Origin of the sequence: Neoroseomonas lacus, from assembly GCF_014644535.1 — a bacterium.
Taxonomy (GTDB): Bacteria; Pseudomonadota; Alphaproteobacteria; order Acetobacterales; family Acetobacteraceae; genus Neoroseomonas; species Neoroseomonas lacus.
In genome coordinates this window covers 366151-379484 of record NZ_BMKW01000007.1, presented here as the reverse complement: position 1 = coordinate 379484, position 13334 = coordinate 366151, and the positions used below count along the sequence as shown (strand labels likewise).

The 13334-nt window shown below is 65.8% G+C and carries 18 protein-coding genes; 2 read left to right on the top strand and 16 right to left on the bottom strand.

The features are described 5' to 3' along the window. Positions 1–164 precede the first annotated feature (164 nt). The 14 genes from IEY36_RS16045 to IEY36_RS15985 form a co-directional block, all read right to left on the bottom strand. Positions 165–1085, bottom strand: coding sequence for an AbiTii domain-containing protein (locus tag IEY36_RS16045; RefSeq protein WP_188968369.1), 921 nt, complete (start codon positions 1083–1085; stop codon positions 165–167). 282 nt (positions 1086–1367) lie between these two features. After that, positions 1368–1997: a hypothetical protein gene (locus IEY36_RS16040; RefSeq protein ID WP_188968366.1), complete on the bottom strand. Its 630-nt coding sequence runs from the start codon at positions 1995–1997 to the stop codon at positions 1368–1370. A gap of 1 nt (position 1998) precedes the next feature. Next, positions 1999–2403, bottom strand: coding sequence for a hypothetical protein (locus IEY36_RS16035; RefSeq protein WP_188968364.1), 405 nt, complete (start codon positions 2401–2403; stop codon positions 1999–2001). 8 nt (positions 2404–2411) lie between these two features. Continuing rightward, entirely contained in the window at positions 2412–2708 is a 297-nt protein-coding gene (locus IEY36_RS16030) for a hypothetical protein (RefSeq protein WP_188968362.1), read from the bottom strand. A 5-nt stretch (positions 2709–2713) separates the two neighbouring features. Further along, positions 2714–3025 carry a hypothetical protein gene (locus tag IEY36_RS16025; RefSeq protein WP_188968360.1) on the bottom strand — a complete coding sequence of 104 codons (312 nt, stop codon included), beginning with the start codon at positions 3023–3025 and terminating at the stop codon, positions 2714–2716. A gap of 553 nt (positions 3026–3578) precedes the next feature. Further along, entirely contained in the window at positions 3579–4610 is a 1032-nt protein-coding gene (locus IEY36_RS16020; RefSeq protein ID WP_188968358.1) for an Lrp/AsnC family transcriptional regulator, read from the bottom strand. 76 nt (positions 4611–4686) lie between these two features. Beyond that, positions 4687–4968 (bottom strand): hypothetical protein, encoded by a 282-nt coding sequence (locus tag IEY36_RS16015; protein ID WP_188968356.1) that lies wholly within the window; start codon positions 4966–4968, stop codon positions 4687–4689. Between the two features lie 12 nt (positions 4969–4980). Next, positions 4981–5115 carry a hypothetical protein gene (locus IEY36_RS31115; RefSeq protein WP_268238137.1) on the bottom strand — a complete coding sequence of 45 codons (135 nt, stop codon included), beginning with the start codon at positions 5113–5115 and terminating at the stop codon, positions 4981–4983. After that, positions 5112–6035 (bottom strand): helix-turn-helix domain-containing protein, encoded by a 924-nt coding sequence (locus IEY36_RS16010; protein WP_188968354.1) that lies wholly within the window; start codon positions 6033–6035, stop codon positions 5112–5114. Before IEY36_RS16010 ends, IEY36_RS31115 begins: the two co-directional genes overlap by 4 nt. Further along, positions 6032–7453 (bottom strand): replicative DNA helicase, encoded by a 1422-nt coding sequence (locus IEY36_RS16005; protein WP_188968352.1) that lies wholly within the window; start codon positions 7451–7453, stop codon positions 6032–6034. Before IEY36_RS16005 ends, IEY36_RS16010 begins: the two co-directional genes overlap by 4 nt. Continuing rightward, complete coding sequence (locus IEY36_RS16000) at positions 7450–7641, bottom strand: hypothetical protein (protein WP_188968350.1); 192 nt, start codon at positions 7639–7641, stop codon at positions 7450–7452. The genes IEY36_RS16005 and IEY36_RS16000 overlap by 4 nt, the downstream gene beginning before the upstream one ends. A 130-nt stretch (positions 7642–7771) precedes the next feature. Continuing rightward, a complete protein-coding gene (locus IEY36_RS15995; RefSeq protein ID WP_188968348.1) occupies positions 7772–8044 on the bottom strand; it encodes a helix-turn-helix domain-containing protein in 273 nt (90 codons plus the stop codon). A 164-nt stretch (positions 8045–8208) separates the two neighbouring features. Beyond that, the gene (locus IEY36_RS15990; protein ID WP_188968346.1) at positions 8209–8787 is read right to left on the bottom strand and encodes a hypothetical protein; all 579 of its coding nucleotides are present in this window, start codon (positions 8785–8787) and stop codon (positions 8209–8211) included. A gap of 74 nt (positions 8788–8861) precedes the next feature. Then, complete coding sequence (locus tag IEY36_RS15985; protein ID WP_229681356.1) at positions 8862–10145, bottom strand: tyrosine-type recombinase/integrase; 1284 nt, start codon at positions 10143–10145, stop codon at positions 8862–8864. Positions 10146–10501: 356 nt separating this feature from the next. Between IEY36_RS15985 and IEY36_RS15980 the strand changes: the two genes are divergently transcribed. After that, positions 10502–10852 (top strand): hypothetical protein, encoded by a 351-nt coding sequence (locus tag IEY36_RS15980; protein WP_188968342.1) that lies wholly within the window; start codon positions 10502–10504, stop codon positions 10850–10852. 106 nt (positions 10853–10958) lie between these two features. On the opposite strand, the gene IEY36_RS15975 is transcribed toward IEY36_RS15980, so the two are convergent. Together IEY36_RS15975 and IEY36_RS15970 are read right to left on the bottom strand one after the other, a co-directional pair. Continuing rightward, entirely contained in the window at positions 10959–11606 is a 648-nt protein-coding gene (locus IEY36_RS15975; RefSeq protein WP_188968340.1) for a DUF2306 domain-containing protein, read from the bottom strand. A 26-nt stretch (positions 11607–11632) separates the two neighbouring features. After that, positions 11633–12034: a hypothetical protein gene (locus IEY36_RS15970; RefSeq protein ID WP_188968338.1), complete on the bottom strand. Its 402-nt coding sequence runs from the start codon at positions 12032–12034 to the stop codon at positions 11633–11635. Positions 12035–12130: 96 nt separating this feature from the next. Between IEY36_RS15970 and IEY36_RS15965 the strand changes: the two genes are divergently transcribed. Beyond that, the gene (locus IEY36_RS15965; RefSeq protein WP_188968336.1) at positions 12131–13024 is read left to right on the top strand and encodes a LysR family transcriptional regulator; all 894 of its coding nucleotides are present in this window, start codon (positions 12131–12133) and stop codon (positions 13022–13024) included. The last annotated feature ends 310 nt before the right edge of the window (positions 13025–13334 follow it).

The window sequence follows — 13334 nt, the reverse complement described above, 5'->3', positions numbered from 1 at the left end:
GCACCAAAGCCGTCCAACATTACCGTTCCCAGGTCGCTACCACGCCTCCATTACCCGATCAGGCCCGTTTCGCAGGGGTCTCCACCGGAAACGGCTCCATCAACCCCGGCAGAGTCATCCCCTCCGGCTGCCGCCCGTCTCCATCGTGCAACGACGCTAACAAGCTAGGGCAGCCCCAGATACCCTTTCGCGGCACCCTTTGCTGCCTCCGTCGCAACGCCGACGCCCGCGTTCCAGAACGCGCCGCCTGCCTCGCCCGCCTTCTTCGCCATCCATGCCCGCGCACGCGTGCCGAATGGCTTGTCCGCGCTCTCAGGCTTCTCCTCCATCACGATGGTAGCGAGTTCTTTGGCGTCGCTCTCCGGCATGCCCTTGGCCGTGAGCGCGCGCACCAGACCATCCATGTCGCCTTGCGCCACATTCACCGAGACGTCGCCCGAACCGGAGTTGGTGACCTGCGTGTAGCTGCCATAGACGGTTATCTGCGTGATCTGGCCGGCGCGGGTGGCTTCTGCAGCCGGCAGTGCACTGACCGGCTCATTCAGCGTGATGTCCTTGGCCGCCGGGACCTCGCGTTCAAGCTTGACGGTCAGGTCGAGCACTTTCGCGCGGACGGTGCCTTGTACGCTGACCAGTGCGCTGGCGTCGAAGAATCCGTTCACCACGATACAGTGCATCCCACTGAACACCTTATCGTCGAGTAGCAGCACGAGGTCGGCGCAGTTGGTCGAAAACTGAGACCCCGTCTCGGCGCGCGCAATCATGTCATCCACGACTGCCATCCCGAAGCGGAGTTCTTCCGTCAGCCAGCGTTCACCGGCGAGCTTCGAGATTAGGTGGGGAGGGATAGGCGCGTTCTGCATGTTCTGGAAGCCGCCCGCGAAGCTACCCCGGTAGAACACAGCGATCTTCCGATAGTCCGGGACTTGCACCGCTTTCGGGTAGCCTTCCACTTCGTGCTGCACCCAGCCTTCCAGTACATCGCTGCCAATGCGGCTCGCAAGGAAGCGCAGCTTCAGCAGCGCATGCGCGATGCTCGATCCATCCGTGAGCAGCGTTTCTTGAATCTCTTTGAGCAATCCCATGGCCGACTCCGTTCGGCACAGAATACACGGATTCCCGAATGATTACAGAATAGCAATGAAACCCGCCGAGTTGCGCGAACGGAAGTGCTACGCCTTCCGCCGCGCCCCATCACGCAAGAACGCCAAATTCCATTCGCTGACGCCGTGTAGCCGGGGGGGGGAGCCCCGCGACCTGCGCAGCATACCCCACAGTCACGCATGAAGGCGCTCACACTTGAGCGCCAAAGACATCGCGTCTCCCGTGGCGTCGTACGAGGCAACCGGGGGCGATGGTGATCGTAGTCAGGCGCCGTGCTCCTGCGCCAGTATCGAGAGGCGCGCCATTATACGCTCGGCCGTAGGCGGCGATTCCTTCGCGATCTCCTCGATGATGCGCTTGTGGAAGGCCTCCAGCTCGCCGATGTTTCGCATTGTCTCGCTGATCCGAGCGGATGTCTCGAGGCATCGGCGCAGGTGTTCCGAGGCAGCGAGCATCGTTTTCGCCATACGGACGCCGCCGCCAGGCGCCTGGGCGTGCTCGATGACGCGCAGCGCGACGTGGATGCAATGGCGGATGTAGCCAATTGCGTCGATGACGCCGCCATGGCATGCGATGTCGCTTGGCGAGACCAGCACCGGCAGCGCCGCGCGCACATCGTCGGCGAGGGACGCCGCCGGGTCGGGCAGGGCGGCGCGCGTATCGGCCGCTGCCCTGGCCTTCAAGGCAAGGTGCTGTCCGGCGCGGCCGGATTTCAGCACCACGTCGATCCATCGGGTGACGGTCTTTTCGCTCGTGCCCCGCCCCGCGAACCGTCGCGCCAGTCCGCGCACGCTGATCCCGTCCAGGCCGGCGCGCTCGACCTCGGCAAGGACATTGCCCTCCACCTCTCGGCGAAGTGCGTCCCGTTCCGGCGAATTCGGAGTTCGGGCCATATCAGACGAACCTGCGAGTTGGATCTGCGCGCCGGAGCTTGAGCATTCGAGCCGCGGTTGGCTTCCACGTGTAGCTTATCGGGCCGACGCGCCGGCCGATGCCCCTCGCAGCGTGGATTTCGATAGCGCTCATCGGCTCCGCGCCGGTGTCGAGCACCTCGGATTCATGCTGGCTGCTGCAACTGATCGAGCAGCCACTGACCGGCTCGCACAGCGTCTTGCGGGTGCAGGTGCCGCCGCTCTCACAAATTAGCGGGGTCAAGTCGATCTCGCACTCGGGCGCGGCGTAGCGTTTGGACGAGCCCTTGTGCCACTCCATCGTCCTCAATCGCATCACCGCGACCTTGGGCTGATAGACGTTCGCGCGTTCGCTGCCGCCGCTCGGGCCGCCGAGGATCCCGTTCACGACCGCGCTCACGGCGTCAACTCGCCGAGCATGCCGCCTGTGGCGGGTATCGGGTCGACGCTGCGGGGCGGTGGCTCGTGCATGCAGGTGGGCGTCGCGGCCGTCGCGCTGAGCAGGAGGCGGGCGCAGCCGCGATCGAGGTCGGGTAGCGCGGCCAGCAACGCGCGCCGCGCGCCCTCGACATTGCCGCCTGCCCTTGCGACGGACCGGAGGTCTGCCATGGCGCGTTGGACGGCTGCCCGCACGCCAATCAGCGATGCGGCGAAGGCCGCCTCCGACCAAGCCGTGGCTTCGGCGTTCTTCATTGTTCCTATGCCTCCTTCGTGCTGGACGGCACCGGGATAGACAATACGCCTTTGCGATTAAGCAACGTCGCGCCTGAGGAAGCGGCGATGTTGCAGGCAGCGCTATCGAGCGCGCCGTCGCGCTCTGCCTTGCCGCGGGCGAGCACGGCGCGGAGGCTGGCCTGCTGGGCGCGGATCGTGTCGTGCGCGCCTTCCAACTTGGCTCGCGTCCGCGGAGGGAAGGAGTACTCCTCGATCGTCATCGCGAGCAGGAGCCGAACAGCCTCTGCCTTAGCTTCCAATTCGACGAAAGACGCCAGGATCTCGTCGGGGGTCACAGACTCTCGGTTCCGAAACAAACGCCGACCTCTGCGACCAGCCGACTAACTTCCGAAAACATAGCGAATCCCCATTTCACGCCTCGAAGCCCACGGCTCGATCATTGGGCCATCACGACCTTCGCTTTGGGTCAAGATTGTCGCGTGCCGGTCAATTGTCCCCCGCTTGGGGCGCCCGAAGAAGTCCACGGGGATGACGCAGTAGGTGCGGACGTGATGCTCGGGACAGTAAGATCTAGCTACCTGCCGGACGAGCTCGCAGGTTCAATATCGGGACGCGCGAAATTGCCCGATGAGCCAGCAGCAGCGGTGACCGTCGGGAATCACATCACGCACAGTGCCCCGCAGTTCTGGTGGAGGAGTTGCTCGCGCCATTCCTCGGAGCCCGGGTCCAAAAGCGCATGCAGGCGGTGATCCAGGACTCCAATGTATCTCTGTCATGCCGAGACGCGCGCATAGGCCCGGCGGAGGCGATCTGCTTCAGCCGGCGCAGCATGTCGGTGGTGCCCGATTTGGCTACCACCCCGTGGGGGAACCCCAACCGGTGCTGCGCCTACGCTGCAGCGCCAAACAGCTCCCCCTGCCGCTCCTTCGCGAGACGTCGCCGTATGTTGCTCACGGTGGACGGGCTGACGCCGGCGCGGCGGGCCAACTCTCGATTGGGGAGCGCGGCCGTGTCGGGATCGGAAAGCATGACAACCACCGCCTCGCGGCGCTGGGTTGCGGTCTGTCCAAATTGGACAGTCTCGCTAACGCGTTGCCCCCCCGCTTCCGGCTGTTCAGATTGATTCCCCTGGGCGGCGAAGCGCTCGAGGTCGGCCAGCACCGCTGCGTTGATCTTTTCGTCGTGCCAGTCGCGGTCCATGCCATGGCGCTGGCGGTGGATGAGGTCGCGTATATCGGCGGCGGGGATGTCGTATGCCAGTGCGTCATCAATCATGTTCCGGCGGGCATAACAGGCCAGCGACAGGTAGCTGTCTCCGCGCACATCGCCCCAGGCCGCGCCGATCTCCCGGTCTCGATGCTCCCACCACGCCAGCTCATCGGCGGCCTCGGCCAATGTCTTCGGCCAGGGCAATGCGGTTTCCAGCGCCGCGCGAACATGGGCGGGCATCTCGCCTTTACTGAGCCCGAAAGGGTCCCATCCGTCGAGTGTCCAATTTGGAAACGTGCCGTTGGAATAGGTCTTCATCTCCCGACAGACGAAGGGGGCCGCGGCGCTGTCCAGCGCCCTCTCGCGCGCTGTGGGCGCCTTGGCGGATTCCTCCGATCCATACTTGCGGATGACGGTCTGGCGGAACTCCTCGCGCCCGCAGGCCTTCTCGGCGCGCGCGGCTGCGGCCTCGGCCTTGTACCCGGGCTGCTTCGCCTCCATCCAATCGTCGAAGCCATCGAAGATGTCGCGCGGGTGCGCTGGCTCCGTTTCGGCGAGGATGCAGGGCGCGTCGGCCATGCTGAGGCCGGCTGAGGCCAGCATCGCCTCGGCGCGCGCCATGGCGGCATCCCGCTCCCCGGCAGATGGCGATTCCTTCGCGAGGTTCCAAACCTTGCGGAAGCGATCGCGGTTGATGTGCTCGATGCTCATTTCGCAATGTCCAATTTGAACGGCGCCAGTTGACGCCTACCGCGCAATTGCACGATCGGCTCCTGTCTGGGGCGCGCTACTGCATCGGCTTCAGGTGGGCGGTCGGAATCATCCGCGCGTGCTTGTCGGCGCCGCATTCGCGCATGGACGCCATAGCCTCCTCCGGCGTCATGCCGAGGGCGCGGGAGATGGCTTCCAGGTCCATGACCAGCTCGCCAGTGCGGTCGTCCACCATCGGCGTGACGTCGAGTTCGCCGAGGAAGCGGAGTAGGCCGGCGCGGAGGGTGGCACGCACCTCCGGCGGCAGCGCGTCGATATCGTCCAGGGCGGCGGCGAGGATCTTCTGCGTGCGGCTCATTTTGAGGATCTTTCAGATCGGTGCGAAATTCGAAGGCTCGGTATCGCTGTTGGGCAGCGGGTTCGAACGGGCGCTGCCCGCGTCGAAAGCGGGATTGACGTGGGCAGATGGTGGAGGCGCCCGGGCGCGGCCGTGCAGCTTCTTCATGCTGGTCCTCGTTCCCGTTGACGGCCGCGGACGATGCTCGCCAAGTAGGCCGGTGATCTCATCGTCTCGACGCCGCGCCGGCCGATGGCGATGGCCGCACCGTAGATCGCGTCCGGCTCGAAGCCCTCGCGCAGCAGCGCGACGATCGCGCGGGGCAGGTCGGGGAAACGCAGGTCGCCGACGCCGAGGTCGTCCAGCGTGCGGTCGATGACGGCCGCGACGATGAAGCCGTTCACCTCCTTCGGGATGGCTTCGGTCTGCGGCGCTTCTGCGCGGAGGTTATTGCGCAGTGCGGCAAAGAGCCATGGTACCAGGTCCGCGGGGCGGGCTTCCTTTGCCTGCTTGATGGCGGCAAGCACCCTTCGCGCATCGCCACCGGCCGTCTTGCGGAGCTTTGCGATCAGGCTGCGCGCATGCGCGTTGGGTATCCCCGACAGATCGATGAGGTCGGCGACGCCATGTCGGAACAACACCGCATCGGGGTCGGTGTCTTCAACGGAGGCGGCGTTATCGATGACCGGATCAGCGGCGAATGGTTCCTTCCCGGTTTCTTCCTGATTGAGTCCTGCAACCGTTTCAGGGGTCCCCTGCAATGGCTTCAGGGGTCCCCTGCGGGAACTGCACCCCTGCGATACCTGCACCCCTGCAATGGCTTCAGAGGTCATCGTGGTGGAGAGCTGGAAGTTCGAGCGCCGACCGTCGCGACGTTGGATTCCTATGAATCCCATTGAGGCGAGCATCCCGAGCGAGCTGCGGACCGTCCGCTCCGAGAGACCAGTGAGCGTCGCAATTCGGCAGGCGCCGGGATCGCACCGGCCTGTCTCGGCGTTGTGATGCTCGGCCAGCGCCAGCAGCACGAGCTTCAGAGAGGGCGGCAGGCCCACCCGCTCCCACGCCCATTTCAACGCGGCGAAGCTCATGGCTGGCACCAGCCTTCGGCATCGGCGATGTGGCAGCGGGCCGCGTCGAAGCGGAGCTGCAGCGTGCCGGTGGGGCCGCGACGCTGCTTCGCGACGATGAGCTCGGCGCGGCCCTTGGACGCTGCTAGAGCGGCCGCATAGCTGGACTGGCGCTCTGCGAACTTTGCCTCGCTTTCGTCCGGCTTACGCGACGGCGCGTGGTTGCTGAGATGGATGTCGTCGCGGTGGATGAACGCCACCACATCCGCATCCTGCTCGATTGAGCCGGACCAGCGCAGGTCGGCAAGGCCTGGACGCTTCTCCTCACGCCCTTCAAGACCGCGATTCAGCTGCGAGAGCGCAAGGACCGGGATGCGAAGCTCCTTCGCCAACGCCTTCGTCGCTTTCGAGTTCGATTCGGTCCACACCGCCGGCCCGGCCTTCGCCATGCCAGGAGGCGGGGCGAGGAGGCCTATGTGATCGATGACGATCAGCCCGATCGGACGCTTCCGCGACATGGTGCGCGCACGGAGGCGCACCTGCTCCATAGTCAGGGCCACGGCGTCATCGATGCGGATGTCGAGCTGGTGCAGCTCATTCCGCGCCGCGACCAGGTGGTCCCACTGCTTCTGCCCGAGGCGGCCGTCGCGGATCAGCGTCCCGGAGATGCCGGCGATGTTGGCCAGCATGCGCTCGGCGAGCTCGGCCGCGGCCATCTCGAGGGAGAAGATCAGCACGCCGACGCCGCTCTGTGCCGCCGCGAGCGCGATTGAGATGGCGAGCGCGGTCTTGCCGACGCCCGGGCGCGCGCCGATCACGATCATCTGGGAGGCCGAGAGGCCGCCGATCAAACGGTCAAGGCTGGAGATGCCTGTCGGGAGGCCCGGCGCCCGTCCACCGTTCCGCGATGCGTCCTCCGCCGCCTTCAGCGCCGCATCAGCCGCAGTGCCGATATCGGTGGTCCGTTCCTGAGTGCCGGTCTCCGCCAGCGAGAGCATCTCGCTCGCCACGGCGCTCGCGATGGCCGCGGCGGGGTCTTCGCTAGTGACGTATTGTGCGCGGGCAATCGCCTCCTGCGCCTGCACCATGATCTGGCGCCGACGCCAGCGGTCGACGATGGCTTCTGCGTAGCTTTGCAAGGAGAGCGGTGATGCCATCGCTGAGATGAGCTGCGGCAGATAGCTCGGCCCGCCGACCTCGTGCAGCGCGCCATCGGCTTCGTAGGTTCCCCGCAAGGTGATGGCGTCGGCGAGCTGGCCGGACTGGATGCAGCGCGTAGCATCGCTGAAGATGCGTGCCAGGATCGGGTCCGCAAAGTGTTCAGGCCGGAGGATATCTGCCACCAGCTCGTAGTTGCGGTTGTTCGCAAGGATCGAGCCAAGGACTGCCTGCTCGGCCTCGATCACAACCGGCGGATTCGCGGGCAGGCAGAAGCTCACTGGCGGCTCTTCTGCTGGCGAACAACCGCCGCGATGCTGCGCATGGCGTTAGCGGTGCCGTCGGCCTCCAGCTGGAAGAGGTCCGGGGCGAGCAACGCCATGCGCAAGGAGGCGCGCAGCAACTCCTTGCGAGCGCGGTCGAATTCGTCCGCGGCGGCCTTCAGTTGAACTTCATTCGCGATGTGCATGTTGCCCTCGATCTTGCGAGGGCCGAACGCTTAGGAAACGTGGTCTCGGACTCGGGGCGAAGTAGTCGAGAGAACGATATACTCTTCGCTTCTGATTCTTGGGCCGGTCGCTTCCTGTAGGCGGCCGGCCTTATTTCGTGTTGGCGGAGCCGATGGCGGCGGCCTCATGGGCTGCCTCCGCGGCGGCGCTCACCGAACCGGCGGTGCCGGTCTTCAGCAGCGCGCGCAGGCTATCGCCGTCGACCAGCGTGCGCCCGGCGACTTTCACCTTCTTCAGCGCTCCGGACTTGAGCAGCGCGTAGCAGGTCGTGCGGCCGAAGCCGCCGAGGCGACAGGCGTCGTTGACGCGGAAGCCCAGCGCCGTGTTCGGCTGGATGTTCTGGGCGGAGGGGTCGAAGTACATGGGAAATCCTCGCTGGATCGCCGCCGTTCGGCGATGTGCGAGAACCCAATAGGAACAAGCCGGTCGGTCAGTCTGAGGCAGGGTAGTTAGCTTCTAACCACTCTAACTGTCTCAGCCGCACCCTGTTGCGCCGTGTCGTGGCGCGGCAGCCGATTGGCGCCAAGCTATCGGGGCTGCCGTCCGATCTCTTTCAGGCGGGATTGAATCCTCAGCGTCAGCCGGTCCACCTTCGATTCACCCTTGCTGTCGCCTTTTGCCCGGTCGGCAACGGCGCGCGCGGCATTCTGCGCCCCTGTCGCCTTTCCCTGAATGAGTAACGCGACGGCTTCCTCTACAAGAGGAGCATCAGCCTCCGCGTAGCTGCGCCCTCGGCCGCGGCTGGCGGCGCTCTTCAGCTTTCCAGGAGCGCCCTCCATCGCTTCCGGCCTGGGGCTGACGATGATGCCCCGGACCTCGACCCCATGCACTGCGATGACACTTTCCCACCAATCGACGGTGACATCCCGCCAGGCCTCCGGCGGGATCACCTCATACTGGATGCGGCCGTCAGGGATGCCGCGAGCAATCAATTCCCCGCCGCGAAGCCGCCGTGTGATCGACGCGCGAATAGCCTGCTCGCCGGCATCGTGCTCCGCTTGCTCGTCAGGTGAGAGCGGTGCGCAGTCTGATTCGCCGGCCCACCGCTGCCGCACCCCCAGCATGGCTACGCGGTCTGCCAGCGCCGGATCATCCGCGAAGGTCATGCGGGCGGTCCACAGGGGTGAGCCTTCGGCCGGATCAGAGGAAATGTGGAACTCGCGGGCTGGACCCGGGAACTTCACGCTGTTTGCTCCACGGTCTCCCCCGCCGCCGGCATTATCGCCGTGACGGTCGCTGGCCTCTTCGCACAGAAGGCGGCCCAATCATCCATGAGCCGCCGGCGCTTCGTGAAAAGGTCGCCGCGGGCATAGGCTTGCTCGACCTTGTCGCCGGTCCTGTGTGCCAGCGCGGCCTCGACCACTTCGCGGGGATGGGCCGTTGTCTCGCCGGCCCAATCGCGGAAGGCGGAGCGGAAGCCATGCACGGTCAGGTGCCCACGCTCCATGCGGCGCAGGACCATCGCCATGGCCATGATGGATAGCGGCCGGCCATCCTTCTGGCCCGGGAACACCAATGCGTCGGCCGCATCGCGCTCGCGCACCTTCGCCATGCGGTGAAGCACCGCCAGGGAAGGGGACGACAGCGGGACCCGGTGCTCCTTGCCGGCCTTCATGCGCTCCGCTGGGATGGTCCACACCGCGGCGGTCAGGTCGAGCTCGGACCACCGCGCACCGAGCACTTCGCCCGACCGCGCCGCCGTCAGGATGCAGAAGGCGAGAGCATCGACCGACACGCCCTCGCGCTTCGCCAGCAGCGCCATGAAACCGCTCATGTCCTGCCAGGGGAGGGCGGCATGATGCTTCACGGCGCGCACTTTCGTGCGGCGGGGGAACACCTTGTCCAGATGCCCGCGCCACCGCGCAGGATTCGCCCCGTCGCGCCAGCCGTGGACGGCGGCGAAGTCCAGCACCGCCTCGATGCGGCCGCGCAGTCGAGAGGCCGTTTCCGGCTTCGTGGTCCAAATCGGCGTGAGCGCCGCGGTGATGTGCTCGGTGCCGATATTGCCGACCACCAGCTCGCCCATGTGCCGCCCGGCATATTCCGTGAGCGTCATTTTCCATTGCGCTCGGTGCTTCGCATTCCGCCAGCCGACCTCATGCGCGCCGAGGAATAGGTCCGTCACCTCGCTGAAGGTCTTCGCACGCGCCACCGCCGCCTGCTCCGCGGCCTTCGCCGCGGCAGCATCGGCGTCCCGCTTCGCCAGGGGATCGACCCCGGTATCCACCATGCGGCGCAGCTCGCCCACCTTCACGCGGGCGTCAGCAAGGGAAAGGGAGCCGGTGCCCCGCGCCGGGCCCAGCCCCATGTCGCGGCGGGTGCCGTTCACGCTGTAGCGGAACACCCAGGCGGGCGTGCCGCTGGCCTTCACATAGAAGATGAGCCCGCCGCCATCGCTGTAGCGACCTGGGCGCTTCTCCTTAGCAACCTGTGCGGCTGAAAGGCCCGCTGCGCGCTTCGGCACCCAAGATCTCCGCCATTGTGGGAACAGGGGTTGTTCCCTCATCCGTTCCCACATCATATGCCCGAACAAGGGCGAACGGAAGCGAGCATCGCTGGCCGGGATGATGAAAGAAATGGCGTAATTTCCGTTTGTTATCGGGGTGCCTGCACTCAATTTGGACGGCGGTGAACGATAGTATGACGGACATCCCCTCCGCCAGTTTCGCCGTGGCGCGCGCCGCTACGCCGCTTTTCGCATTAGCTCGCGCATCTCCTTCGGGCGCCATCGAGGCGGCACGAAATGCTGCGAGGGACCGTTTGTAACCGGTCGCACCTCTTCCGCCAGTTTCGCTCCGGTTCGCACCGCGACGCTGCTTTTTGCTCTGGCTCGCGCATTCACCCGGCGAAACCATCGACGTCGCGCGAAATCGAGCGGTAAGCGTATCGACGATCCGGCGACATAGGCAACCGCGATGGCATCTGGATGACGCCTGCGTCGCTTATGGTCCCGCGCACCGCAGCGCGGATCTCCTGCAGGATGCCGATGGCATTAGTGACGGCCAGACCGGCCACCAAGCTGTCATCAGCGGCGCACTGATGGTCTTCGACATGGACACTGGCGATGCGCTGCTGAAGGCGATCCGGCGCACCCTGCCGTCCGCGGCGAGCGCGAAAACATCGGCCAGTTCGAGCAGGAAGACGGGCCAAGCCTTAGTTGAGAGCATCTGAAATTTTTGACGGATCCACGCTCTGCGCCTCCGTCATCGTGGTTATCTCTGTGGCTGTCTGCCTTGCCAAAGTTCATGTGCTGTCCCCCGACGCTGAACTGGTTGGGTCACGGTGCTGACCGGCTGCAGTGGTCTGGGGAAGCAAGCCTCCGGACGACCCATTCACCCACAGCGATGGTGAGCAGCCACATGCCGACAACCACAATGTCAGTGGTCAGCCCCGTGGGCGGTTCTCCACTGATCAGGTAGACGGGGAACATCACCAGCGCGACGGTTCCCGATCCCATGCCGATGGCATATGCGCGGATCATCCAAGCGCGGTGTCGAACCATGGCGTGCGCCCGCGCCGCCCACACCCCCAGCACGAGCACTGCGATCAGCGCCAGGCCAAAGACTCCGCGGACGGCGTCCAGAAGCCCGGTTGCGATGCTCCCGACCCGCAGCAGCAGCGCCAGCCCCGACAGCGCCAACCCCATCCCCGCAAGCACAAAAACTCGCCCGCTCAGGCGGTGCAGAGTCCCGAATCGGCGGCGAAGGGCGCGAACAAACTGCAGAGGCCCGAGCACGCCGAACAGCACGCCCGCGAGCGAGTGAAGGAAGTATGCGACAGGAACGGAGGCCAGCCGCAGGCCGTCCTCGGGCAATGCGCCAAGCGGGATCTGCACCACGCGGACAGCGGCCATCATCACTGGAATGAAGGTGCAAAACGCCAGAGCCACAACAAGCGGAATCGGTCGGGTGAAAGCTCGAATCATGGCAACTTCGCTTCAGGGATGACGGATCAGCACCGCCCGGCTGCCCGCAACAACGCATTGCAATTGCTGCCAGCGCTTCGACCACGTTGGCCTGTGGCCGCGGGCCCCCCATTGCCGGTCCCTCTCTGGCCACTCGCCAAGGCGGTGCAGATGGCATCGGAATGCGGCGTCTGCCCAAAGGTCACGGCATTCTGGAGGCCGGTGGCCCCGTAAAGGTAGCAGCGGTAAGCCGCCCCGTCGCGCGTGTTGGCGGTGTAATTGATACGGCCTCCGGCCTCTTCGCTGCGGTCGGTGATGTCGAACTGGCCGATGGTTCGCCCGATGGCCTGAGCGGTGCGTTGCTCCAGGCCGTCCTGACTGATGGTGGCCGCACATCCGGCCAGGAGGGCAAGCGCGGCAGCGAGGGGTGCGATCGGTCGAATGTACATGATTGTCTCTGCTCCGGCGTTATGAAGCTGCTCACCTACCCATGCAGCAGTACGCGTGGAACTGGCGAAATCCGGTCATGACCCATACAAGGATGCATGGATTGGACCGCCTCACAGCTCGATTGGAATCGCATCCGCGCCTTCCTCGCCACCGCCGAGGCGGGTTCGCTCTCCGCCGCGGCGCGGGCACTCGGCCTCACCCAGCCTACGCTCGGCCGCCAGATCGCAGCGCTGGAGCGTGAACTTGGTGTTGCCCTGTTCGAGCGGGCCGGTCGCGGCCTCGTGCTCACACCCACCGCCGGGGCGTTGCTGGACCACGTGCGCACGATGGGCGAGGCCGCCGGCCGCTTGGCCCTGGCCGCCACCGGCCAATCGCAGCGGATCGAAGGCCCGATCCGGATTACCGCCACCGAAGCCTGTGCGGCGCACGTCCTGCCCCCCATCATTGCCAGGCTGCGCGCGGCACATCCGGGCATCACGGTGGAAATCCGCGCGACCAATCGCACGGCTGATCTGCTGCGCCGCGAGGCCGACATCGCTGTCCGCAACTTCGACCCGCGTGAGCCGGAACTCATCGCACGCAAGGTGGGGGAGGACCGGGGCCGTCCCTACGCGACCCCGGGCTATCTCAGCAAGCTGGGCCATCCTCGGGGCTGGGATGATCTGACGCGGGCCGAGTTCGTGGCGTTTGGCGAAACCTCAGACTTCATCGAGGGCATGCGCGCCTTAGGCCTGCAGGTGACGGCGCAGCAAGTGCCGGTTCAGGTGGACAGCCACTTGGTGCATTGGGAACTGGTGAAGCAGGGCGCGGGCATCGGCTTCAACACGGAAGCGGTGGGCGATGCAGAGCCACGGGTTCGCCGTGTGCTGCCCGAGGCGGCGCCCATCGTCTTCCCCATCTGGCTCGTCACACATCGGGAACTACACACCAGCCGGCGCGTGCGGGTGGTCTTTGACCTGCTGGCCGATGCGCTGTCGTTGCAGCGCTGATCCAGTTGCCTGAGGTGGTTTGTATCTGCTTGTACGAAGCCGCCAGTTCCGCCCTGAATCGGCGGGCGAAGCTGCTTTTCGCCTTGGCTCGCGCGGCCCGCTTTAGACGTCATCGAGGCTCTGCGAAAACCTGCGAGAGACCGCCTGTACCGGGTCGCACCTCCTCCGCCAGTTCCCATGCGTGCCATGCTCTCCTCCCGGTCGCTCGCCGCGCTGAGTGGCAGGTTCCCTGGGGTTTCCGGGGAGCACCTGTTGGCTCGCCGGATGCGGACACGGCGGAAATTCGCTCTTCGGAGGCCAATTCTCTCCG

Excerpts from the sequence above, each read along its gene's own strand:
- IEY36_RS15995 (WP_188968348.1), bottom strand. The coding sequence starts at position 8,044 with ATGTACTTCGACCCCTCCGCCCAGAACATCCAGCCGAACACGGCGCTG.
- IEY36_RS16000 (WP_188968350.1), bottom strand. The coding sequence starts at position 7,641 with ATGCACATCGCGAATGAAGTTCAACTGAAGGCCGCCGCGGACGAATTC.
- IEY36_RS15970 (WP_188968338.1), bottom strand. The coding sequence starts at position 12,034 with ATGTACATTCGACCGATCGCACCCCTCGCTGCCGCGCTTGCCCTCCTG.
- IEY36_RS31115 (WP_268238137.1), bottom strand. The coding sequence starts at position 5,115 with ATGAAGAAGCTGCACGGCCGCGCCCGGGCGCCTCCACCATCTGCCCAC.
- IEY36_RS16045 (WP_188968369.1), bottom strand. The coding sequence starts at position 1,085 with ATGGGATTGCTCAAAGAGATTCAAGAAACGCTGCTCACGGATGGATCG.
- IEY36_RS15975 (WP_188968340.1), bottom strand. The coding sequence starts at position 11,606 with ATGATTCGAGCTTTCACCCGACCGATTCCGCTTGTTGTGGCTCTGGCG.
- IEY36_RS15990 (WP_188968346.1), bottom strand. The coding sequence starts at position 8,787 with ATGACCTTCGCGGATGATCCGGCGCTGGCAGACCGCGTAGCCATGCTG.
- IEY36_RS16030 (WP_188968362.1), bottom strand. The coding sequence starts at position 2,708 with ATGAAGAACGCCGAAGCCACGGCTTGGTCGGAGGCGGCCTTCGCCGCA.
- IEY36_RS16020 (WP_188968358.1), bottom strand. The coding sequence starts at position 4,610 with ATGAGCATCGAGCACATCAACCGCGATCGCTTCCGCAAGGTTTGGAAC.
- IEY36_RS16040 (WP_188968366.1), bottom strand. The coding sequence starts at position 1,997 with ATGGCCCGAACTCCGAATTCGCCGGAACGGGACGCACTTCGCCGAGAG.
- IEY36_RS15965 (WP_188968336.1), top strand. The coding sequence starts at position 12,131 with ATGGATTGGACCGCCTCACAGCTCGATTGGAATCGCATCCGCGCCTTC.
- IEY36_RS16010 (WP_188968354.1), bottom strand. The coding sequence starts at position 6,035 with ATGAGCTTCGCCGCGTTGAAATGGGCGTGGGAGCGGGTGGGCCTGCCG.
- IEY36_RS16015 (WP_188968356.1), bottom strand. The coding sequence starts at position 4,968 with ATGAGCCGCACGCAGAAGATCCTCGCCGCCGCCCTGGACGATATCGAC.